At 66.9% G+C, this 22,914-nt stretch carries 18 protein-coding genes and 1 pseudogene; 12 read left to right on the top strand and 7 right to left on the bottom strand.

Annotated elements, in window-relative coordinates; genetic code table 11:
• Position 1: 1 nt before the first annotated feature.
• The 6 genes from AWC27_RS22725 (at position 2) to AWC27_RS22700 (ending at position 5,889) form a co-directional block, all read left to right on the top strand.
• Complete coding sequence (locus tag AWC27_RS22725) at positions 2-514, top strand: hypothetical protein (protein WP_245847428.1); 513 nt, start codon at positions 2-4, stop codon at positions 512-514.
• Between the two features lie 66 nt (positions 515-580).
• Entirely contained in the window at positions 581-1,783 is a 1,203-nt protein-coding gene (locus tag AWC27_RS22720; protein ID WP_085672538.1) for an alpha/beta hydrolase, read from the top strand.
• 16 nt (positions 1,784-1,799) lie between these two features.
• Complete coding sequence (locus AWC27_RS22715; RefSeq protein WP_085672537.1) at positions 1,800-3,209, top strand: WS/DGAT/MGAT family O-acyltransferase; 1,410 nt, start codon at positions 1,800-1,802, stop codon at positions 3,207-3,209.
• A 15-nt stretch (positions 3,210-3,224) separates the two neighbouring features.
• On the top strand, positions 3,225-4,010 hold the full coding sequence (locus AWC27_RS22710; RefSeq protein WP_085672547.1) for a crotonase/enoyl-CoA hydratase family protein: 786 nt from the start codon (positions 3,225-3,227) through the stop codon (positions 4,008-4,010).
• A gap of 86 nt (positions 4,011-4,096) precedes the next feature.
• Positions 4,097-5,596 (top strand): class I adenylate-forming enzyme family protein, encoded by a 1,500-nt coding sequence (locus tag AWC27_RS22705; RefSeq protein ID WP_085672536.1) that lies wholly within the window; start codon positions 4,097-4,099, stop codon positions 5,594-5,596.
• Complete coding sequence (locus AWC27_RS22700; protein WP_083115523.1) at positions 5,593-5,889, top strand: hypothetical protein; 297 nt, start codon at positions 5,593-5,595, stop codon at positions 5,887-5,889. Before AWC27_RS22705 ends, AWC27_RS22700 begins: the two co-directional genes overlap by 4 nt.
• Positions 5,890-5,894: 5 nt before the next feature.
• On the opposite strand, the gene AWC27_RS22695 is transcribed toward AWC27_RS22700, so the two are convergent.
• Both AWC27_RS22695 and AWC27_RS22690 read right to left on the bottom strand, forming a co-directional pair.
• Positions 5,895-7,328, bottom strand: coding sequence for a PE family protein (locus tag AWC27_RS22695; RefSeq protein ID WP_085672535.1), 1,434 nt, complete (start codon positions 7,326-7,328; stop codon positions 5,895-5,897).
• Positions 7,329-7,578: 250 nt separating this feature from the next.
• Entirely contained in the window at positions 7,579-8,193 is a 615-nt protein-coding gene (locus tag AWC27_RS22690; protein WP_085672534.1) for a TetR/AcrR family transcriptional regulator, read from the bottom strand.
• A gap of 357 nt (positions 8,194-8,550) precedes the next feature.
• On the opposite strand from AWC27_RS22690, the gene AWC27_RS22685 reads away from it, so the two are divergent.
• Together AWC27_RS22685 and AWC27_RS22680 are read left to right on the top strand one after the other, a co-directional pair.
• On the top strand, positions 8,551-9,348 hold the full coding sequence (locus AWC27_RS22685) for a crotonase/enoyl-CoA hydratase family protein (protein ID WP_085672533.1): 798 nt from the start codon (positions 8,551-8,553) through the stop codon (positions 9,346-9,348).
• Between the two features lie 120 nt (positions 9,349-9,468).
• Positions 9,469-12,549 carry a serine/threonine-protein kinase gene (locus AWC27_RS22680; RefSeq protein ID WP_085672532.1) on the top strand — a complete coding sequence of 1,027 codons (3,081 nt, stop codon included), beginning with the start codon at positions 9,469-9,471 and terminating at the stop codon, positions 12,547-12,549.
• Between the two features lie 17 nt (positions 12,550-12,566).
• Here AWC27_RS22680 and AWC27_RS22675 read toward each other — a convergent pair whose 3' ends face one another.
• Both AWC27_RS22675 and AWC27_RS22670 read right to left on the bottom strand, forming a co-directional pair.
• The gene (locus AWC27_RS22675) at positions 12,567-14,045 is read right to left on the bottom strand and encodes an aldehyde dehydrogenase (protein WP_085672546.1); all 1,479 of its coding nucleotides are present in this window, start codon (positions 14,043-14,045) and stop codon (positions 12,567-12,569) included.
• A 45-nt stretch (positions 14,046-14,090) separates the two neighbouring features.
• Positions 14,091-14,858 (bottom strand): class I SAM-dependent methyltransferase, encoded by a 768-nt coding sequence (locus AWC27_RS22670; protein ID WP_085672531.1) that lies wholly within the window; start codon positions 14,856-14,858, stop codon positions 14,091-14,093.
• Between the two features lie 176 nt (positions 14,859-15,034).
• Between AWC27_RS22670 and AWC27_RS22665 the strand changes: the two genes are divergently transcribed.
• From AWC27_RS22665 to AWC27_RS22655, 3 genes are all read left to right on the top strand, one after another.
• Positions 15,035-16,264: a TerC family protein gene (locus tag AWC27_RS22665; RefSeq protein WP_085672530.1), complete on the top strand. Its 1,230-nt coding sequence runs from the start codon at positions 15,035-15,037 to the stop codon at positions 16,262-16,264.
• 16 nt (positions 16,265-16,280) lie between these two features.
• Positions 16,281-16,943: a DedA family protein gene (locus tag AWC27_RS22660; protein WP_085672529.1), complete on the top strand. Its 663-nt coding sequence runs from the start codon at positions 16,281-16,283 to the stop codon at positions 16,941-16,943.
• Between the two features lie 69 nt (positions 16,944-17,012).
• Entirely contained in the window at positions 17,013-18,167 is a 1,155-nt protein-coding gene (locus AWC27_RS22655; RefSeq protein WP_085672528.1) for a glycosyltransferase family 4 protein, read from the top strand.
• Between the two features lie 17 nt (positions 18,168-18,184).
• On the opposite strand, the gene AWC27_RS22650 is transcribed toward AWC27_RS22655, so the two are convergent.
• On the bottom strand, positions 18,185-19,882 hold the full coding sequence (locus tag AWC27_RS22650; protein ID WP_085672527.1) for an MmpA family trehalose lipid delivery protein: 1,698 nt from the start codon (positions 19,880-19,882) through the stop codon (positions 18,185-18,187).
• 9 nt (positions 19,883-19,891) lie between these two features.
• Positions 19,892-21,193 carry a cell envelope lipid trafficking protein PgfA gene (gene pgfA, locus AWC27_RS22645; protein ID WP_169726840.1) on the bottom strand — a complete coding sequence of 434 codons (1,302 nt, stop codon included), beginning with the start codon at positions 21,191-21,193 and terminating at the stop codon, positions 19,892-19,894.
• Between the two features lie 155 nt (positions 21,194-21,348).
• Between pgfA and AWC27_RS22640 the strand changes: the two genes are divergently transcribed.
• Complete coding sequence (locus AWC27_RS22640) at positions 21,349-22,515, top strand: acyltransferase family protein (protein WP_085672526.1); 1,167 nt, start codon at positions 21,349-21,351, stop codon at positions 22,513-22,515.
• 12 nt (positions 22,516-22,527) lie between these two features.
• Here the strand turns inward: AWC27_RS22640 and AWC27_RS32875 are convergent.
• Positions 22,528-22,914: pseudogene (locus AWC27_RS32875) on the bottom strand (hypothetical protein); the annotation flags it as partial.

Below are 22,914 nucleotides of genomic sequence, written 5' to 3'. Positions count from 1 at the left end.
AATGTCAAGGATGGCAGTACGTTTCGCGCGCCATTACGGCGCCCATCCGTTGCATCTGCTGACCATGGTGGCCGGCTTCGCCCTGCTCGGCTACATTCTGGCCACCTTCAAGCTCACCACCCTGTGGAACCCGCAGAGCTGGTGGCAGTCGATCGCCGTGTGGTTCGCCGCCGCCGTGATCGGTCACGACCTCATTCTGTTTCCGCTCTACGCCCTGGTGGACCGGCTGCTGTCCAGGAGTGTCCCAAAGCCGAGCCCAAAAGTCGCCGTTCGCAACTACATTCGGGTCCCGGCCTGGGGAGCCGCCTTGACGTTGCTGATATTCCTGCCCGGCATCATCCAGCAGGGCGCCGCCACCTATCACGCGGCGACCGGGCAAACCCAGCAGCCGTTTCTGGGCCGGTGGCTGCTCCTTACCGCGGCGATGTTCGCCCTCAGTGCTCTCGCATATGTGGCCCGATTCGCCAAGTGGCGCTATAGCGCCGGAAAAATGCCACTTGAACAGGGCAAATAGCATGCGTGGTACACACCCCGCGCCAATCTTGGATTACTCCCGTGCGGTGGGGGTACGCTCCACCACATGACGGCGACGAGGCCTGGCATTACCCCCTATCTGCGATGGTTGCTACGCGCCCGCCCTGGGGATTACATGCTGGCATTAAGTGTCGCGGGAGCTTCGCTACCGGTCGTCGGCAAGCATCTGGAACCGCTGGGCTCGGTCACCGCGATGAGCGTCTGGGGCGCTCGGCAAGCACCCGAACTGTTGACCGCGCGCGCCAAGGAATGGCTGACCCCGGGCATCGGTGAGACACGCCGTCGGGACCGGGACAGCACCGGCGAGGTTTCGGTAACGGCGCTGCGCGGCATCGTGTCCAACGACGAGCTGGAGGCCCAGTGGCCGCAGCCCGGGCGCACCCCGCCGGTGGCCGACGCCCGCCGGCATCGCCGTTACCTCTACCGCCGCGGCGTCCACTACGGCGACAGCCCGGCGCAACTGCTGGACGTATGGCGCCGCAAGGACCTGCCCAGCCAGCCCGCACCGGTGCTGATCTTCGTGCCGGGCGGCGCCTGGATCCACGGCAGCCGCACCATCCAGGGCTACGCGCTGATGTCACGGCTGGCCGAGCTGGGCTGGGTCTGCCTGGCCATCGACTACCGCGTCGCGCCGCACCACCGCTGGCCGCGCCACATCCTGGACGTCAAGACCGCCATCGCGTGGGCCCGTGCCAACGTCGACAAGTTCGGCGGCGATCGCAATTTCGTTGCGGTGGCGGGCTGTTCGGCCGGCGGGCACCTGGCCGCGCTGGCGGGGCTCAGCGCCAATGATGCCGGCTTCCAAAACGAGTTGCCCGAGGGTTGCGACACCTCGGTGGACGCCGTCGTCGGGATCTACGGTCGCTACGACTGGGAGGACCGCTCCACACCCGAGCGCGCCCGGTTCGTCGACTTCCTGGAACGGGTGGTGGTCAAGCGGTCCATCAAGCGGCACCCCGAGGTGTTCCGGGATGCGTCGCCGATCGCCCGGGTGCACACCAATGCCCCGCCGTTCCTGGTGATTCACGGCAGCCGCGACAGTGTCATCCCGGTGGCACAAGCGCGTGGCTTCGTCGAGCGGCTGCGCACGGTGTCGCGCTCGCTGGTCTGCTATGTGGAACTACCCGGCGCCGGCCACGGTTTCGACCTGCTCGACGGTGCTCGCACGGGTACTGTGGGACACGCGATCTCGTTGTTCCTCAACCAGGTTCACCGCACTCGGACACAGTTCGCCAAAGAGGTCATCTGAGCGCCAGGGGGCTGCGATGAAACGGCTCAGCGGCTGGGACGCGGTGCTGCTCTACAGCGAGACACCCAACGTGCATATGCACACCCTCAAAATCGCGGTGATCGAGCTCGACCCGGACCGCCGCGAATTCGGCATCGACGCGTTTCGCGAGGTGATCCGGGGCCGCCTGCACAAGCTCGAGCCGTTGGGTTATCAGCTGATCGACATCCCCTTCAAGTTCCACCACCCGATGTGGCGCGAACACACCGTGGTCGATCTCAACTATCACATCCGGCCCTGGGAGGTGGCCGCGCCCGGCGGGCGGCGTGAGCTCGACGAGGCGATCGGGCAGATCGCCAGTACCCCGCTGGACCGCGAGCACCCGTTGTGGGAGATGTATTTCGTTGAGGGCCTTGCCAATAACCGGATCGCGGTGGTCGCCAAGATCCACCACGCCCTGGCCGACGGAGTCGCCTCGGCCAACCTGATGGCGCGCGGCATGGACCTGTTGCCCGGACCAGAAAGCGGCGAGTACACCGCCGACCCGGCGCCCACCAAGCGCGAGTTGATGTCGGAGGCGTTCGTCGATCACCTGCGCCACCTCGGGCGAATCCCGGGCACCCTGCGCTACACCGCGCAGGGTTTGGGACGGGTGCGACGCAGTTCGCGCAAGCTCTCCCCGGAACTGACCCGGCCGTTCACCCCACCACCGACCTTCATGAACCACATGATCACCCCCGAGCGGATGTTCGCCACCGCCACTTTGGCGTTCGCCGACGTGAAGGCCACCGGCAAGAAACTCGGCGTCACGATCAACGACATGGTGCTGGCCATGTCCACCGGGGCGCTGCGCAAGCTGCTGCTGCAGTACGACGGCAAGGCCGTGCCGCTGCTGGCCTCCGTCCCGGTCAGCTACGACTTCTCGCCGGAGCGAATCTCGGGCAACCACTTCAGCGGCATGATGGTGGCACTGCCGGCTGACCTCGACGACCCACTGGAACGCGTGCGGGCCGCCCACGACAACGCGGTGTCCGCCAAGGAGGGTCATCACCTGATGGGTCCGGAGCTGGTCAGCCGCTGGGCGGCGTACTGGCCGCCGGCGGGCACCGAAGCCATGTTCCGCTGGTTGTCCGGTCGCGACGGCCAGAACAAGATCCTGAATCTGAACATCTCCAATGTTCCGGGTCCGCGCGAGCGTGGCAGGGTGGGCGGCGCGGTGGTCACCGAGATCTATTCGGTGGGGCCGCTGACCGCCGGCAGCGGGTTGAACATCACCGTGTGGAGCTATGTCGACCAGCTCAACATCTCGGTGCTCGCGGACGGTTCCACCGTCAAGGACCCGCATGAGGTAACCGAGGCCATGGTCGCCGACTTCATCGAAATACGCAGGGCGGCAGGGATTTCCGAGGAATTGACGGTCATCGAGGACGCGATGGAGCCGGCCTGATTCGGGGTGGTTACCATCGGCTCTGTGAGCGATGAAGCTACCGAACCCGCAGTCCTTGTCGAACAGCGCGACCGAATCCTGATCATCACGATTAACCGCCCGAAGGCCAAAAACGCGGTCAACGCTGAGGTCAGCCGGGGATTGGCCGAGGCGATGGATCGCCTCGACGATGACGCCGGCCTCTCGGTGGCCATCCTGACCGGCGCGGGCGGGTCGTTCTGCGCGGGCATGGACCTCAAGGCCTTTGCGCGCGGCGAGAACGTCGTCGTCGAGGGCCGCGGCCTGGGCTTCACCGAGCGTCCACCCGCCAAGCCGCTGATCGCGGCGGTGGAAGGGTTCTGCCTGGCCGGCGGCTGCGAGCTGGCGCTTGCCACCGACCTCATCGTGGCGTCGCGGGACTCGGCCTTCGGCATCCCCGAGGTCAAGCGCGGCCTGGTAGCCGGCGGGGGAGGGCTACTGCGGTTACCCGAACGCATCCCGTATGCGATCGCCATGGAGCTGGCACTGACCGGCGACAACCTGCCGGCCGAACGGGCCCACGAACTCGGACTGGTCAACGTCTTGGCCGAGCCGGGCGGCGCGCTGGACGCGGCGATCGAGCTGGCGGAGAAGATCACCGCCAATGGGCCGCTCGCGGTGGCCGCGACCAAGCGGATCATCACCGAATCCCGCGGCTGGAGCCTCGACACCAGGTTCGCCGAGCAGATCAAGATCTTGGCCCCGATCTTCATGTCCAACGACGCCAAGGAGGGCGCCATCGCGTTCGCCGAGAAGCGCCCGCCGCGCTGGACGGGGACCTGATACGCCGAGCGCGTGAACGCCCTCCCCGGCATGGGTTACACTATCGACAAGATTTGTAAAGGGCTGGGGACCCGGAAAGACCGAGGATGAGCATTTCGCTGCTGCTCGAGATGGCTGCGTCGAGCTACCCGGATCGCACCGCGATTGTTTCCGGCGGGGTGTCCGAGGACCTGCGCTGGACCACCGCGCAGCTCAGCGATCTCGCCGACGGCGCCGCCGGAGTCATCGCGGCCTCGAATGCCCGGCATGTCGCGTACGTCGGCACCGGCGGGGCAATGCTGCCGCTGCTGATCTTCGCCGCTGCCCGTGCCGGGGTGCCGTTCACCCCGATCAACTACCGGCTGTCCGCCGACGGGATCAACGCACTACTCGAGCGGCTGCCGCAGCCGCTGGTGATCGCCGATGCGCGCTACCGGGATACGATCGGGAACATGCCGGTGTTACTGTCCGGTGAATTCCTCACTGCCGCAGAGAATTCCGAGCCGACCGCGGAGTTCCCCGACCCCGATTCGGTGGCCGTCGTGTTGTTCACCTCCGGCACCACCTCGCAGCCCAAGGCCGTCGAACTCACCCACAACAACCTGACCAGCTATGTCACCGGGACGGTGGAATTCGATTCCGCCGCACCGACTGACGCCGCCCTGATCTGTGTGCCGCCCTATCACATCGCCGGGGTCGGCGCCGCGCTGTCGAATCTCTACGCGGGCCGAAAGATGGTGTACCTGAACAATTTTGACGCCAGCGAGTGGGTCCGGCTGGCCAATGCCGAGCAGGTGACCACCGCAACGGTGGTGCCCACCATGCTGGACCGCATCGTCGGCGTGCTGGAGACGGGCGAGCACAAGTTGCCACACCTGCGCAACCTGGCCTACGGCGGCTCGAAGGTTGGGCTGCCGCTGGTGCGCCGGGCGCTGGAATTGCTGCCGGACGTCGGCTTCGTCAACGCCTACGGTCTGACCGAAACCAGCTCGACGATCGCGGTGCTCACACCCGACGATCACCGCACCGCGCAGGCCGCATCCAGCGCCGCCGTCGCCAAGCGACTGGCTTCGGTCGGGCAACCGGTGCCCGGCATCGAGCTGCAGATCCGCGACGAAACCGGCACGGTGCTGGGGCCCGGCCACACCGGCGAGCTGTTCGTACGCGGCGAGCAGGTCTCCGGCCGCTACACCGGAATCGGTTCGGTGCTTGACGAAAACGGTTGGTTCCCAACCAAAGACATCGCGACCCTGGACGAAGACGGCTATCTGTTCATCGGCGGGCGCAGCGACGACACCATCATCCGCGGCGGTGAGAACATCGCGCCCGCCGAGCTGGAAGAGGTGCTGATCGAACACCCGCAGGTGCGCGACGTCGCCGTCGTCGGAGTCGAGGACGCGCAGTGGGGCCAGGCGATCGTCGCGGTGGTGGTGCCGGCCGCCGGCGCCGACCCCGACCCCGACGAGTTGCGCGAGCATGTCCGCAAGACATTGCGCGGGTCGCGGACCCCCGACCGAGTAGTGTTTCGCGACGAGCTGCCAACCACCGCAACCGGCAAGGTCCTTCGCCGGGAGATCATTCAAACGCTGGAAGGATTGCGTGCATGATCAAGAACGGAACCCGGCTGGCCAGCCAGGTCTGTGACACCCAAGTCATCGTGGTGCGAACCGCCGAGAGCCTCGACGACCTGCGTTGCGGCGGCGCCCCGATGGTGCCTATGGGCGCCGACCGGTCGGGCGAGCTCGATCCGGCGTTCGCCGACGGCAGCGTGATGGGCAAGCGCTACGTCGACGAGACCGGTGCCGAGGTGCTGGTCACCAAGCCAGGTGCCGGCAGTCTCAGCGTCGGTGCGACCAGGCTGGAGCTCAAAGAGGTCAAGCCGCTGCCGGCCAGCGACTGAGACGGCTAGGGCCCGGCGTGCCCGTTCAATCCGGGAATGCCAAGCAGTAACCCGCCGTTGCCGCCCTGTCCGATGGTGGCTCCGGCCCCGGCGCTGTTACCGCCGGCGCCGCCGTTGCCGATGTATTGGGCACTTCCGCCGTCGCCGCCATTGGCTTTGTTCAGGCTGGACCCGCCGTTGCCGCCGTGTCCGCCGTTGCCGATCAGGGCGCCGTTGCCGCCGTGTCCGCCCTGGCCGCCGTTGAATGCGGCGCCGGTGCTCTGGCCCCCGTTGCCGGCGTCGCCGCCGTTGCCGAACAGCCCGATGGCGTTACCCCCGTTGCCGCCGGCGCCGGCAAAACCTACCAGCGTCTGCCCCCCGTCGCCGCCGCGCCCGCCGTCACCGAACAACATGCCGCCCAGGCCCCCGTCACCGCCGCGCGCAGCGAACCCGCCGATGCCGCCGGCGCCGCCGTTGCCGATCAGACCGGCATTCCCGCCGTGGCCGGATTTTCCGCCGAAGCCCGCGCCGCCGTCGCCGCCATTGCCGCTGAATAGGCCGCCGGTCCCGCCGTCGCCGCCGACACCGGGGAAGGAGCCTGAGGCGCCGGCGGCGCCACCGGCGCCGCCGGCGCCGTTCAGCGCGCCACCGTGCCCGCCGTGACCGCCGGAACCGGCGCCGCCGATCAAGCCGCCCGGGGCTATACCGCCGGCACCACCGACGCCGCCGGTGCCGAACAACCCGATGGCGTCACCGCCCGCGCCCCCGGCGCCGGCCCCGCCGACGGTGGCGCCGTTGTAGGCGCCACCCGCGCCGCCGGCGCCCCCGTTGCCCCACAACATCCCGCCGGCGCCACCGGCGCCGCCCTTGCCGGCCGCTTTCGAGTCGGTGGTGCTCAGGCCGCCGGCCCCGCCGGCGCCGCCATGTCCGAACAGCCCGGCCGCCCCGCCGTTACCGCCGGGGCCGCCGCCTTGGGTTGCCGTCGACGGCGTGCCGGATCCGCCGTTGCCGCCGTCGCCCCACAGCAGGCCCCCGGCTCCGCCGTTCTTCCCGCTGCCGGGCAATGCGTCGCTGCCGTTGCCGATCAACGGACGTTGCAACGCCGCCTCGAAAGGCGCGTTGATCGCGTTGAGTAGATTCTGCTGAAATATCTGCCACGGGTTGGCCGTGGCCGCGGCGTTGACCGCTTCGGCACCGGCATAGGCGGCGGTGCCGGCCTGCAGGGCCTGCACGAACTGCCGATGGAAGGCCGTCGCCTGGGCGCTGAGGGCCTGATAGTTGAGGGCATGTGCGCCGAACACCGCCGCCGCGGCGGCCGACACCTCGTCGGCACCGGCGGCCAGCACGTTAGTGGTCGGGAACACCGCGGCCGTATTGGCCGCGCTGAGCGTCGAGCCGATATTCGCCAAATCCGTTGCGGCGGCTGAGATTACATCCGGCAATGCGAATACGTATGACATTGTGTGCCTCCCGCCGGTGCAGCAGTTTTCACATGGTAGCGCGCTCATCAGAAGCGCATGTGCAAGTCGGAGAAAGTTCCGACACGGTGCTTCGGTAACTCACATGAATCGCCAATAAAAATCGGCTACTGCGTGTGCAGCCCGTTGCCGTCGTCAACCTTCAGCGCCGAACGTGCACTCACTGCGAAAAAATCGCCGGATTTTCGCAGTGAGTGCACGTTCGGCGCGGCGGTTACCGCTGCCAGCCCTCCTACGAAGACGTGTCGCGACGAACGAATTCCCTTGCCTTGATCAGGAATTCGAGCTGATCGCCGACCTGGCGCATCGGCTCTAAGCTGCGCGTGGAGCGGCACAGCACTACGGCGCCCTCCAGCGCGGCTATCGACATCACCGAAAGCGACGTCGCAGTCTCTTCGTCGAAGCCGTCGGCGACAAAGGCTCGGGCCATCGCGGCACGCCAGTGGCCGAGGATCACCCCGGCCTCCTTGGACAGCTCGAGTTCACCTTCGGTCGAACCAATCGCGACTGCCACGACGGGACAGCCGGCGTCGAAGTCACATTCGGTCAGTAGGCGCTCCCAGAATTCGACGAATTCGCGTACCAGGGCCTTGCCCCCGCGGTCGACGGCATCGTCGACTTTCGCGGTGATCGAATCGCCGGCGTAGTGCAGCGCCTCTGTCAGAATCTGGTTGCGTCCGTCGGGAAAGTGGTAGTACACCGAGCCGCGCGGTGCGCCGCTGCGCGCGAGCACCGCATCGATGGTGACCGCCGCCGCGCCGCGTTCGGACAGTACTTGCGCGGCGCTGATCAGCATCTTGGTCCGGGTCCGTCCGCGTTTGCGGGTGCCCGTTTCGGCTTCCGTCATGCGGCGTGTGGGTGCCGCGAGATCGGCCAGTGCACCCTGCGCGGGTGGAACCGCAATGGCCGGCGCCGCAGGTCAGGCAATTCACGCGTCAGGTGATAGCCCGCAACGTTGAGGTCGAGGATCCACATGATTTCTCCCGGCAGGAATGCTCACATGCGCCGGGTCCGCCCCCGGCCCATGACTATGCAGGAAAGCATATAAGGCATGGGTTTAGTAAACAAGCCTCCAGTGGGTAAACGCTGCTAAACGTGATGATTTGAGAATCATGTGTGGCCCGAGTTATGTGGATCTACGAATATGTGAGGCCAGGGAATATGTAGAGTTGCATATTTGTTCGGTTTGCGGTTCACTTTGAGCATGGCTACTGACACCGTGTCTGTTGAGCGGGATGGACACGTCCTGCTCGTCGGCCTAAACCGGCCGCACAAACGCAATTCGTTTGATCGCGCCATGCTGGAGGAGTTGTCCCGCGCCTATGCGCTGCTGGAATCCGACGACTCGTTGCGTGCCGGCGTGCTGTTCGGGCACGGTGACCACTTCACCGCCGGGTTGGACCTGGTCGACGTCGGGCCGGCAATTGCGAGCGGGCAGAGGTTGTTGCCCGAGGGCGGCCGGGACCCGTGGCGGCTGGACAGTCCGTCGGCACCGGCGCCGACCACACCACTGATCGCCGTCGCCCATGGCTGGTGCATGACCCTAGGCATTGAATTGCTGCTGGCGGCCGACATTCGCATCGCCGCTGCGGGAACGCGGTTCACCCAGCTGGAAGTGCAGCGCGGGATCTACCCCTTTGGCGGCGCGACGATCCGACTGCCCCGCGCGGCGGGCTGGGGCAACGCCATGCGGTGGCTGCTCACCGGTGACGAATTCGATGCCGCCGAGGCGTACCGCATCGGGCTGGTTCAAGAGGTTGCCGACGATCGCGACTCGGCTTTGGCCCGGGCGCGCGAAATCGCCCAGACCATCGCTGAGCGTGCCGCGCCCTTGGGGGTGCGCGCCACTCTGGCGTCCGCCCACTTGGCCGTGCAACAAGGCGAGGCTGCCGCGATCGAGCGGCTCGCGCCCGACGTGGCGTCGCTGTTCGCGAGCCAGGATGCCGCTGAGGGCGTGCAGTCGTTCATCGAGCGTCGACAAGCCCGATTCGAGGGTCGTTAGCTGGACCGTAGTTTTTTGCTAGCTTGACCGAAACATGTTATCGAGCAACATATTTAAACGTTAGAGTCAGTATTTTGATACGACCCGTCCTAGAGTCGTTGGAAGGTTGAGCACGAAGAAATGGCTGGAGAAATCGCTTCCGAGCGTCCAACTCCGGAACCGACTGGGGTCGTCACCGAGTTGACGGCCGCTGGACTCGCAGACGCGCGCCAAATAGGCCGCGGCGGCGCCGGCGTTATTTATCGTTGCCACGAAACGGCATTGGGCCGAAACGTGGCAGTCAAGGTACTGCCGCCGCACTTCGAGGAAGAGGACAAGGAACGCTTCCTGCGCGAGGGTTATGCCATGGGCGGGCTCTCCGGACATCCCAACATCGTCAACATTTTGCGCGTCGGGGTAACCGAGAGCGGCCGGCCATTCATCGTGATGCCTTACCACGCCGCGGATTCGCTGGCGGTGCGACTGCTCAGGGCCGGGCCGCTGCCCTGGCCCGATGCGTTGCGGATCGGCGTGAAGTTGTGCGGGGCACTGGAAACCGCACACAAGACCGGCACGTTGCATCGCGATATCAAGCCCGCGAACGTGCTTATCAATGACTACGGCGAACCGGAGCTGGCCGATTTCGGCATCGCCCACATCGAAGGTGGGTATCAAACGGCGACCGGCTATTTCTCGGGCACGCTCGCCTACACCGCCCCCGAGGTGCTAACCGGTAACCCGACGACGGTCGCCGCCGACGTTTACTCCCTGGGCGCCACAATTTATGCCCTCATCGCGGGTAGTGCCGCACACGAGCGCAACACCGGTGAAGACCTGCTCGCGCAGTATCTGCGGATCAGTTCCACCCGGGTCCCGGATATGCGTCCGGAAGGCATTCCGGACGCGGTGTGTTTGGCCATCGAGCATGCGATGTCCATCGAGCCCGAAGAGCGGCCGTCGTCGGCTGCCGAGTTCGGTCGCGAGTTGCAGGCCGCGCAGCGCAGTAACGGCCTGAAGCCCGATTCGATGGCGATTACGGGCGCGGGTATGGACGCCGGGCTCACCCTGAGCAGTTCAGCGGATGTCGTTCAACCACTTTCGGCCGGGCCCGGCGAGCAAAGCGCAGACAGCGGTGGTGGCCGGCCGGCGGGAGCCCAGACGCTGCCCGTTCCCGGGCCCATCCCTGAGTTTGCCGACTGGGCGAGAAGCGGCGCCGCGATCAACCCGTCTGCTCCTACCGGACGAAAGACGTTTACTGGTCCCGTCTCGGGTCCGGTTGGTGCCCCGATTCTGCCCCGTGGCTGGGAATGGATCTCGCAGCGGGCAGTCCTGCGGTGCATGCCGCGACGCGCGCAGCGCCACCGCGTGGCGTCCGTCAGCGCGGCGGCGGTGTTGGCGTTGCTCTTAGTGGTCAGCGGCGTCTACGTGTCGCTGCCCAAGGCCGGCAACACCCGGGCGAGCGCAGCAGGCCCGTCCAACGTGGCGCCGATCAAGTGGCAGCCGATTGCGAGCGCTCGTGTCGCGCGCGACGCGATGGCGACCACCCAGGCCGAGGGGATGATCTGGACCTACGGCGGCATCAGAAGCGATGGCGCGGTCACCGGACAGCAAGATGGCTATGACACAACCACTGACAGCTGGAAGGATGACGACGACCTGCCGGATCCGGTTCAGCACGCGATGGCGGTGACCTGGCAGTCAACTCCAGTTGTGTTGGGCGGCTGGCGGACAACCAGCGAGAAGCGGGATGCGACCGACCGGGTTTGGCGGATGGTCAACAGCCACTGGGCCGAACTCCCGCATCTGTTGCAGCCCAGGGCGGCCGGCGCGGCCGCCGTAGTGGGCGACCGCATCATTGTCACCGGTGGTGTTGACGCCAACGGCGCACTGTTGAACACCACCGAAGTTTTCGACGGTCGCTCGTGGAGCCTCGGCGCCCCCATCCCGACTCCGCGCCAAATGCTTGCCGCGGCTTCGGATGGAAAGCTGTTGTACGCGGTGGGCGGCACGAACGGCAATGTAGACGTGCCGACGGTCGAGGCCTACGACCCGGTAGCGAAAACCTGGACGACTTTGCCCGCACTCCCCGAAGCACGTAGTGATCTGGGGGTGGCAATCGCCGGCGAACGCCTGGTGGCTGTCGGTGGTGTGTCGATGGGTCAAGCGCTCAAGAGCGTCGCAGAGTACGACCTGCTGGCCAAGACGTGGTCGCCCTTGCCGGACCTGTCGATTCCGCGCCACGGCGCTGGGGTCGCGTCGGTAGAGACGTGCGTGTACGCCATCGGTGGGTCGACCGCGGCTGGCGACGGCGAGGTGACCTCCTCAGCCGAGGTGCTCAAGCTGCCGGCCCGCAAGGTGCAGGCGATGTCGGCGTGGCGTGCCCTACCGGACGCGCCGGATGCCCGATTGGCGCCGGCCGGGACCGTGCTCGAGGACAAGATCTGGATCATGGGCGGCATGCGGGACGGGGGCGTGCTGCGGGATGTCCAGAGCTACGACCCGCGTACCGGAGTCTGGCAAAGCGGACCGCCCTTGCCCATACCACTGCAACATGCGACGGCGGCCACCTACCGCGGCGAGGTGGTGGTCATCGGGGGTGCAAGCGCTGACTTCCAGCAGGCCAGTAACAGGGTGTTCGTGTTGCGTCACGGTAGCTGGGTGGAGTTACCGGGCCTCAAGCACGCGCGCGTGGCGGCAGCAGCAGCAGTGGTCGGAGACAAACTTGTGGTTGTCGGCGGAATGAACGGCAAGCAACTGGTCGGAGAGACCGAGGTCTTCGACGGCAATTCGTGGAAGGACACCGCAAGTCTGCCAACCCCGCGTGAGCATCTTGCGGCGGTGTCCGACGGCACCTACGTGTACGCGATCGGCGGTAGGTTCCTCTCCATTGACCGGCCTTCGGTGGCGTTCGAACGTTACGATCCACAATCCGGGACGTGGACCAGACTGCTGGACATGCCAACCAGTGACCAAAGCTTCGGCGCCTCGTTCATCGACGGCCGAATCGTGATGGTTGGTGGCGAGAGCGCGACTCAGGTGCTCGGAGTCACCGAGATGTACGACATCGCCGACGGGAAGTGGAGCACCTTGCCCCCGCTACCCGCGCCGCAGCACGACCAGATATTGGTGACCGTCGGCAACTCCCTGTACTGCATTGATGGTGCTAACCAGCTGGGCCGTGAGGGCGCCATCGCAGCCATGGAGGCCATGGACTTCACCTAGCGGTGGTGCTTACGGGCTTACTCGACCGTGTATCCCATGGGCATCAGCACGCTCTTCTGCTGGGTGAAGTGCTCGACGCCTTCGGGCCCGTTCTCCCGGCCGACTCCGGAGTTCTTGAAGCCGCCGAACGGGCAGCCGGGGTCGAAGGCGTACCAGTTGATTCCATACGTCCCGGTACGGATCTTCTCCGAGATCTCGATGCCCTTGGGGATGTCGGTGGTCCAGACGCTGCCGGCCAGGCCGTACACCGAATCGTTGGCGATCTTGATCGCGTCCTCCTCGGTGTCGTAGGCGATGATGCTCAGCACCGGTCCGAAGATTTCCTCCTGGGCGATCGTCATCTTGTTGTCGACGTCGGCGAACACCGTGGGCTGCACGAAGAAACCGTTGTCCAGTCCCTCGGGGCGGCCGCCGCCGCACACCAGCCGGGCGCCCTCTTCGACGCCCTTGGCGATGTAGCCCTCGACCCGGGCGCGCTGCTTCTCCGAGATCAGTGACCCGATCTGGGCAGTCGGGTCGGTCGGAGTGCCGATCGGTAGCGCCTGCACGAAAGTGCTTACCGCATCGACGATTTCGTCGTACCGCGAGCGCGGCGCCAGAATGCGGGTCTGGGCGACGCAGGCCTGTCCGGTGTTCATGATCCCGGAGAACACCAGCATCGGGATCGCGGCGGCCAAGTCGACGTCCTCGAGGATGATGGCCGCCGATTTCCCGCCGAGCTCCAAAGTGCACGGCTTCAGTAAGTCCGCGGCGCGCTGGCCGATTTCCTTGCCGACGGCCGAGCTGCCGGTGAAGGTGAACAAGTCGATGTCACGGTTGGACGTCAGCGCCTGTCCGGTCTCGACCCCGCCGGGCACCACGGACAGCACGCCCTCGGGCAGGCCGGCCTCGGCGAACACCTCCGCCAAAGCGTTTGCGCTCAGCGGTGTTTCGGCGGCCGGCTTGAGTACTAGGGTGCAGCCGGCCAGCAGTGCGGGACCGAGTTTGTTGACCGCCAAGAACAACGGCACGTTCCAGGCCACGATCGCGCCCACGACACCGATGGGCTCGCGATGGACAATGGTTTGCCCATAGGCGCCGTTGCGGGTCTCGCGCCACTTGACCTGGTCCACTGCGGGGCCGGCGAAGAAGTTCAGCGCCCCAATCGAACTCATCCAGTGCATCGTCTCGATGCCCATCGGCGGCTGCCCGGTCTCGTCGGCGAGCAGCTTGGTGAACAGGTCCTTGCGCTCCTCCAACAACTTGACCGCTTTGGCGATGACGGCCGCGCGCTCTTTCGGCGGGGTCGAGGGCCACGGGCCGCTGTCGAATGCCGCGCGGGCCGCGGCGACCGCGGCGTCGACGTCAGCCGGGGCTGCCAGCGGCACCTTGCCGACGTACTCGCCGGTGGCCGGGCAGTGCACCTCGATGACTTGGTCGGTCGACGGCTGCGTCCACTTGCCGCCGATGAAAAGCTTGTCGTACTCCGTTGTAGCTGAGGTTGTAGCTGAGCTCATGATCGCCACCCTACCCAAGCCAGCCCAAAACGAGAACATGTTCCATTATCGCGGCGACAGGACCAGCACGAGATTGCTCACCAGGAACTCCCTCAGCACCGGCACTTCGGTCAGCCACCAAGCCCATCTCGGGTGGTAGCGGGGGAAAGTCGCCACAGCGGCACCGGTGCTATCCGCCCACTTCAAACCTTCTGCGGCAGACACTGCGAACAACGACGACCCGTAGTTGTTCTTTGCCGGATGGCCGTGTTTGCGGGCATAGCGTGCGGCGGCGCGGGCTCCGCCGAGGTAATGGGTCAGACCCATCTCGTGGCCGCCGAACGGGCCCAGCCAGACGGTGTAGGACAGTACGGCCAGTCCGCCCGGGCGGGTCACCCGCAGCATCTCGTTGCCGAGTTGCCAGGGGCGTGGGACGTGCTCGGCCACGTTGGACGACAAACAGATGTCCACCGAGTCGTCGGCGAAGGGCAGCGCCATGCCCGAGGCGCGGACGAAGGTGCCCGGCTCGCGTTCGAAAGCCGGTCCGGCCGCATGCATCTCCGAGGGGTCGGGTTCGACGCCGAGGTAGCGCACGCCTCGAGCAGCGAAGGCCGACGCGAAGTATCCGGGGCCGCCACCGACGTCGAGCAGGATGCGGCCGGCCGGTGGACCGTCATGGACGGCCTGCCACAGGTCGTCGATCATGTCCGCGGTGTCGGCGGCCAGGGCGCCATAGAAGCGGGCCGGATCCGGCTGTTCGTAGCGGAATGCCGACAGCAGTCGCACCGACCGGCCCAGCGTCGCCCGGCGCGCGAAGAGGTCAGTTACCCGCACCCGCAAAACCCTACGGCCGCACGACTTCCCCGGCGAACGTGCGCAATTGCACGCCGTCACCCAGCGTGTTGCGTACCTGCGCGCACTGTCTCGGAAGGGGAGAAAGGGGGTAAAGCGGGTACAAACGTGTCAAAGGCCTAGCAGGTGGCTCGACTGGAAGGCGGCTGAAGCAGCGAATGGATGTCCCGGATTGGGTCTGGGCCCTGACCGTCTGCGGCATCGTGGGCCTGTTGGCCTTCGACTATTTCTTTCATGTCCGCAAAACGCATGTCCCCACCCTGAGGGAGGCCGCGGTCTGGTCGGCCGGCTATGTGGGCATCGCGGTGCTGTTCGGCGTCGGCATGCTCGTGCTAGGTGGCAACGAGGCGGGCTCGGAGTACTTCGCCGGGTACGTCACTGAAAAGGCCTTGTCGGTCGACAACCTGTTCGTCTTCCTGGTGATCATGACCAGCTTCCGGGTCCCCCGTGAGGATCAGCAGAAGGCATTGCTGTTCGGGATCGTCTTCGCCCTGATCGCCCGTACCGGCTTCATCTTCCTCGGCGCCGCGATGATCAACGCTTTCGCGTGGGTCTTCTACTTGTTCGGGCTGATGCTGCTGCTTACCGCCGGCAGTGTTATCAAGCCCGACAGCCACGACGACGCGGGCAAGGCCGACAACCTGGTCATCCGGATCGCCAAGAAGGTGCTGCGCACCACCGAGCACTATGACGGCGACAAGTTGTTCACGACGGTCGACGGCAAGCGTGCAATGACGCCCATGCTCCTGGTCATGGTCGCGATCGGCGGCACGGACATGCTTTTCGTTTTCGACTCGATCCCGGCGATCTTCGGCCTCACCCAGAACGTCTACATCGTGTTCACGGCGACGGCTTTCTCTCTGCTGGGACTGCGGCAGCTGTTCTTCCTCATCGAGGGCTTGCTGGACCGCCTCGTCTATCTCTCCCACGGGTTGGCGGCAATCCTGGCTTTTATCGGCGTGAAGCTGGTTCTGCACGCCTTGCACGAGAACAACGTCCCGTTCATCAACGACGGCGAGCCGGTGCCACTGGTCGAGATCAGCACCGCCCTGTCGCTGATTGTGATCCTCAGCATTCTCGTGATCACCATCGTCGCCTCGCTGCTCAGCCGAGGGGGCAAAGCCCGGACGGCGATCATCAACGCCCGGCGGCACGCGACGGCTTATCTCGACTCGGAGTACACCCACGATCCCGCCGAACGCGAACGGATCTTCGGGATGCTGCTGGGCGAGCGCGACCAGATAATGGCGCTCGGACCGAAGTACCGCCAGCTGGTCCGCGACGAGCAGGCCCTGGTCGATCTGCTGGAACGCGCCGCCGCCAAACACGACGAAGCAGTCGAGCGCGGCGAGGCCGAACCATTCGCCAGAACGGGGTTGATCTCGTGAAGGTAGCCGGTGCGCGGTGTTTGACTCGTTGATCGGCACGCTCGGCCACTCGTGGTGGGAATATCCGGTGATACTGCTGTTCTGCACTTTGGATGCCGTCCTTCCCATCCTGCCGAGCGAGACGGTGCTGCTGACCGGGGGAATTCTGGCCGCAGACGGATCCATGGCGCTGGGCTGGGTGATGGCGATGGGCGCCACCGGGGCGTTTGTCGGGGACAACATCGCTTACGGGATCGGGCATTCTGCCGAAGACTGGGCTCGACGCTGGATCACCCGCGGCGAGACGGGCGAGCGCGCCCTGCGCTGGGCGCACCGGGAATTGGAGCGACACGGCGGCCCGCTGGTTATCGTGGCCCGGTTCATTCCCGGGGGGCGCACGGCAACGACAATCGCCTGCGGTGTGCTGGAATTCCCCTACCGCCAGTTTCTGGTCTTCGACGCGATCGGTGCGGTGTTGTGGGGCATCCTCAACACGATGATCGGCTTCATCGGCGGGCACGCCTTCGCCGACAACCATCTCCTTGCGTTCGCGGCATCGTTCGGAGTGGGACTGGCACTGGCCGGAGTATTCGAACTTCTCAGGTGGATGCGTGCACGGACAACCGAGTCGCACGCTCGCCGATCAGCCTCACCAGCCAAGAAGCATGAGCCTCGCAACGGCGCGCTGATCGATCCCTAGCTTGAATTGCCCAGCTCCTTCCCCCGCCACTTCGTGGCGCGCATCGTCGCCGGGCTAGGCTGGTCCCCAATGTCTGGTGTGCGCTCGGTACTGCTGCTGTGCTGGCGCGATACCGGCCACCCGCAGGGCGGCGGCAGCGAAGCCTACCTACAGCGCATCGGCGCTCAGCTCGCCGCCGACGGCATCGAAGTCACCATGCGCACCGCTTGCTATCAGGGCGCGCCGCGACGTGAAGTCGTCGACGGAGTCCGGATCAGCCGGGCCGGCGGCCGCTACACCGTCTACATCTGGGCATTGCTGGCAATGGCCGTCGCCCGAGTCGGCCTTGGCCCGCTGCGGCGGGTGCGCCCCGATGTGGTGGTCGACACCCAGAACGGCTTGCCCTTCTTGGCCCGGCTCATCTACGGGCAGCGGGTGGTGGTGCTGGTGCACCATTGCCATCGCGAGCAGTGGCCGGTCGCGGGCCCGGTACTGGCGCGGGTGGGCTGGTTCGTCGAGTCGAGGTTGTCGCCACGACTCAACCGGAACAACCAATACGTAACGGTGTCGCTGCCGTCGGCGCGGGATCTGGTGGCTCTCGGCGTCGACGACCAGCGCATCGCGGTAGTGCGCAACGGCCTCGACGAGGCGCCGGCGCAGACGTTGTCCGGCCCGCGCGCGTCCGCGCCGCGCGTGGTGGTGCTGTCCCGGTTGGTGCCGCACAAGCAGATCGAGGATGCACTGGAAGCGGTCGCGCAGCTGCAGCCCCGGATACCGGATCTGCATCTCGACGTCGTCGGCGACGGCTGGTGGCGCCAGCGGCTGGTCGACCATGTGCTGCGACTTGGGATCTCTGACGCCGTCACCTTCCACGGGCATGTCGGGGATGTGACCAAACATCATGTGCTGCAAGGCTCTTGGGTGCACCTGCTGCCGTCGCGCAAAGAGGGCTGGGCGCTGGCGGTGGTAGAGGCGGCCCAGCATAACGTGCCCACGATCGGATATCGGTCATCCGGTGGGCTGTCGGACTCGATCATCGACGGGGTGACCGGCGTGCTGGTGGACAGTCGCGCCGAGCTGGTGGATCGGCTCGAAGAGCTGCTGTCCGACTCGGTGCTGCGGGACCAGCTCGGGGCCAAGGCTCAAACGCGCAGCGGTGAGTTCTCGTGGCGGCAAAGCGCCGACGCGATGCGCACCGTGCTGGAGGCGGTGCGGGCCGGCGACCGCGTCAGCGGCGTGATCTGAAACCGCCACCGCGAGACTTAATCCTGGGCGGTGTCCGGCGGCGTGTCGTGTGCGTGGCGTAAGTGTCGGCGCGCCCGACAAGCCGCGGCGCCAACCCCGCCGGCGAGCAACAGCACCAGCCATGCCAAGTGTGCGAGAAATGTGGCTCGGAGGCGGGCAGCGGATCCGCCGGTCGTCTGGTCGCCAACCCGGTACACCGCGATATCCCCGTCCCGATAGGACGGCGTCAGCGCGGACAAAGTCCGTGCGGCCGCGCCCATCTCGCCGGCGCTGTCCGACTCGACGACCAGCCAGCTGACGCCGGTACCCGTCAGCGTCCACGGATCGGGCCCGACCAGCAGCAGCTCCTGCACGGCGCGCGCGTGCGCACCTTCCCCGGGCACAGTCACTCCGGAAATGGTCAGATCACCGGTGGTCAGCACGTCGGCTCTGACCCAGCGCGGCAACGGGTCCAGTACCGGTGCCGGGCCGGCCCAGGTGAAGCGGCGCATGGTGCCGGCGGGCAGCACCGCGACCGGGCCGGGTTCGGCATTGATGACCGCAGCAACCGCCGCCCAGCCCGGCGGGTAGCGCACCGGCGCAACCTTGCCCCCAACCCCCCAGGCCAGATCGGGCAGCGCCAGGATCAGCGAAAGGCAGCACACCGCCGCCGCCACCGCGGGCTGTAGCCAGCGGCGCAGCGAAATCGCCGCGCCCGCACCGGCCAGCGCATACCCGGGTACTGCCAGCGCCACCCATTTCTGGCCATCCCGCAGCACCCCCATCCCGGGCGCAACGTCGACTACCGCGCGCAAGGCGTGCAGGCCCGGCCCGGTCGCCAGCACCGCCGGAACCAGCACCGCCACCGCCGCCAGTATCAATAGCGGCAGCACCACCGGCCGGCGCGCCACGGCCGGTAGCCCAACCGCCACCAGACCGAGCAGCACCACGGCCGACAGAACCGCGAAAAGTGTTGCCCGCGAATCGGGTACCGCCTCACCGTTCCAGATCCCACCGAGACTGGCCAGGCTCACCAACGTGCCAAGACCTGGCTCGGCGCGCGGCGCGAAGACGGTGACTCCGTTGGCGGCCGTGTGACTGGGCAACGACGAACCCAGGACAGCAGCGGTCAACCACGGCAGCGCGGCCACCAGCGAAATCCCGAAAGCCGTTGCAGCGCATGACAACCGCAATCGCCCCGCATCACCGGAGGCCACGCAAACCAGCGCCACCGTCGCCGCGAGCAACAGCCCGGTAGGGGTCAGCCCGGCCAGCGCGATCCAGAACGCCAGCGCAAAGAACCGCCGGGAAAGCATCGCCGTCGCGACCCAGGGCAGACAACCGTAACCGACCAGCAGACTCCAGTGGCCCTGCAAAAGCCGTTCGGCGACATAGGGATTCCAGATCGTGAGCGTGCTAGCGACGAACTGGCCACCGATCCCGGCGTCGGGTAGCGCCAAAGCCACCAGCGCCGCCGCACCCCAGCCCGCGAGCCACAGCCCCGAAATCAGCAGCGCCTTCACCACGATGCCGCCGTCGATCAGCTGCGAGCACAGCGCCACCGCGAAGTCCTGTGGGGTGGCACGCGGAGCGGCCGTCAACCCCAGGGCGGTATCGGACAGATACGACCGCGGCGTGGAAACCGCGTCGCGCAACAGTAGATAACCGGGTCGCAGCAGCGGCGCAACCACCAACAGCGTCAGGGCCAGCGCGTACCCGGGCCGCAACCAGCGCACGTCGGCGGGTTAGGTCCGTTCGGTGGGAGGTTCGGACGGCCCGTCCTCGGGCTTAGCCGGATCCTTAGCCGCATCCGGTGGGGCGGGATCGGCCGGCGGGTCCGCGCTCGGCGGACCGGCTTCCTCGGTCACCTCCGGCGGCCGCTGCGCGGGCAGCTTCTCGGTCTCGGCTTCGGCCCCGGGCACCGGTGGTTCCAGCCCGGCTCGGCGCAGGAAATCGGTGTCGTCGCGGTCCAGGCCCGGATCGGTCAGCGCGCTCTCGGTGCGCAGGCTGAACGAGGCCAGCACCGCCCCGCCGATCAGCGCGATCAACCCGACCGCGGTGAACGTGATCGGCAGTACCCGCGACCACAGTGCCAGCCGGTCGCGTTCGTCGCGGGCCATGTTGACCTGCGATTCGACCGTCTCCTCGGTGGACGTCACCTTGTAGTCGGCCAGCGTCACCTCGGGCTTGAGCGCATCGCGGGCGAAGTAGTGGTTGGCGTGCTCGGTTTTCTTGACGATCGTGCCCGAGACCGGGTCCACCCAGAACGTGCGCTGTGCGGCGTAGTAGCGGGTCATGGTGATCTGCTCGTTCGGCTCGCCGGGCACGCCCCACATCGCGGCCGAGGTGGTGACCTTGCCGTCCTCGTCGCCGGCATACAGCGACGGGTAGCGGATGGGCGCCACCAGCTTGCCCTCTGAGTTGTAGCCGACGGTTTGGGTGAACTTATAGGTGCTCAACCCGTTGACGTCCTCTTCGCCCTCGTAGTTCGCGTCGAAGGCCTTCTGCGCGATCGGATCGAAATAGGGATACGTCTTCTTTTCGGTGTGGAACGGGAAGCGGTAGGCAAGGCCGTCGTGGCGCAACGGGATTGCGGCGGGCGGGCTCTCGTCGTTGAAGCCGCGCGGCTTTTGCACCGAGCCGCCGGTGTGGGTGTCGTCGGAGACGGCCATCGCCGTCTTGCGGTTCAGGGTGACGGTGTCGACGATGGCCAGCAGCAGCCCGCTGTCCTTCTGCTTGTCGGTGCGCCGCACCGAGGTTCCGACCTGAAGGGTCACCACGTCGGCGTTGGCCGGGGACTCCACGCTGACCTGCTGCTGGGACACCAGCGGCACGTTCTGGTTGGTGACGACGTGATCGCCGGACAGCGACGCAGAGTCGAGTGCCGATCCGGTGCCCTCGCTGATCAGCGTGCTGTCGAGGTCGAGCGGGATTTTGGTGATCCTGCTGCTGGTATAGGTCGACAGCAGCAGCGCGGCGATCAGCAGGGCAGCCCCCAACCCGATCGTCCCGCATGCGGCGATTCGCAACATGACTGCTCGATTCACGTGCGCCGCTCCTCCTTACTGGTCCAACGACTCGCTCCGACCTGACCAAGCAGCATGGCAAAACCCGTTTGACCCTAACAGCAGAACGTAGCGGCCCGGCGGACGAACCTTTCGGGTGTACCCAATTCGGCCGGCAACCCACCCGGGGCAAACTGATGATCGTGACCGACGGCCAGCAGGTGGGTGGTACCCGCAGCTTCCTGCCCGCGGTCGAAGGCATGCGCGCCTGCGCGGCCATGGGCGTGGTCGTGACGCACACCGCTTTTCAGACCGGCCACTCCAGCGGTGTGACGGGCCGGCTCTTCGGCCGGTTCGACCTGGCCGTCGCGGTGTTCTTCGCGCTGTCGGGATTCCTGCTGTGGCGCGCGCACGCCGCGGCGGCGCGGGGTCTGGGCGAGCGCCCTCGGACCGGCCACTATCTGCGCTCGCGGGTAATCCGCATCATGCCGGCCTACCTGGTTGCGGTGGTGGTGATTCTGAGCTTGTTGCCCGACTCGGATAACGCCAGCCTGACGGTGTGGTTGGCGAACCTCACCCTGACGCAGATCTACGTGCCACTGACACTGACCGGCGGACTGACCCAGATGTGGAGCTTGTCGGTCGAAGTCAGCTTCTACCTCGCCCTCCCGGTTTTCGCGTTGCTGGCGCGGCGTATCCCGGTGGCTGCCCGGGTGCCGGTGATTGCCGCTTTCGGGATGCTCAGCTGGGCATGGGCGTGGCTGCCGCTGGATGGCGGGCCCGGCAGCAACCCGCTGAACTGGCCGCCGGCGTTCTTGTCCTGGTTCGCCGCGGGCATGCTGCTCGCCGAATGGGTGCACAGCCCGATCGGCCCGGTGCACCAATTTGCGCGCCGCCGCCTGGTGATGGCCGTTGTCGCGGTGCTGGCCTACCTGGTGGCCGCGTCGCCGCTGGCCGGTCCGGCCGGCCTGGTCCAGGGCACGGCCACGCAATTCGCGGTGAAGACCGCGATGGGCGCCGTGGTGGCCTTCGCGCTGGTGGCCCCGCTGGTGCTGGACCGTCCCGACACGCCGCACCGCCTGCTGGGCAGCGCTTTCATGGTGACGCTGGGGCGCTGGTCGTATGGCCTCTTCATCTGGCATTTGGCCGCGCTGGACATGGTGTTCCCGGTGATCGGCACGTTCCCGTTCACCGGCCGGATGCCGACGGTGCTGGTGTTGACGCTGATCTTCGGGCTCGCCATTGCCGCGGTGAGCTACGCGCTGGTCGAGTCGCCGTGCCGGGAGGCGTTGCGCCGCTGGGAGAAACGCCACCAGGTAGCCGAGGGCACTATCGACCGCGAAGCCGACGCCATAGCGCCCTGACCAGGATGCTGCCTACGGTAAGCCGTTGATTCCGGGCTGGCCGAACAGCACCCCGCCGTGGCCGCCGATACCGGAGGTGGCTGTCGCCAGCGTGTAGCTGACTCCGCGGTTGCCGCCGTTACCCCCGTTGCCGATCAACTGGCCGTTGCCGCCGTTCCCGCCGTTACCGGCAACCACACCGCTGTCGCCGCCGGCGCCGCCGGCGCCGCCGCTGCCGATCAGTCCGGAGATGCCCCCGGTTCCGCCGTTGCCGCCGATCACGATGTAACCCGTCCCGCCGGCACCGCCGTCGCCGCCATTGCCGAACAGCACCGCGCCGTTTCCGCCGATACCCCCGGCGCCCCCTGTCCTGCCGGAGAACCCGCCATGGCCGCCGGCCCCGCCGCTGCCGATCAGCCG

It is taken from the genome of Mycobacterium szulgai (genome assembly GCF_002116635.1).
In the GTDB taxonomy this organism is placed as follows: Bacteria; Actinomycetota; Actinomycetes; order Mycobacteriales; family Mycobacteriaceae; genus Mycobacterium; species Mycobacterium szulgai.
Note: the sequence above shows the minus strand (reverse complement) of the source record. Positions and strands in the feature narration are given on the sequence as shown.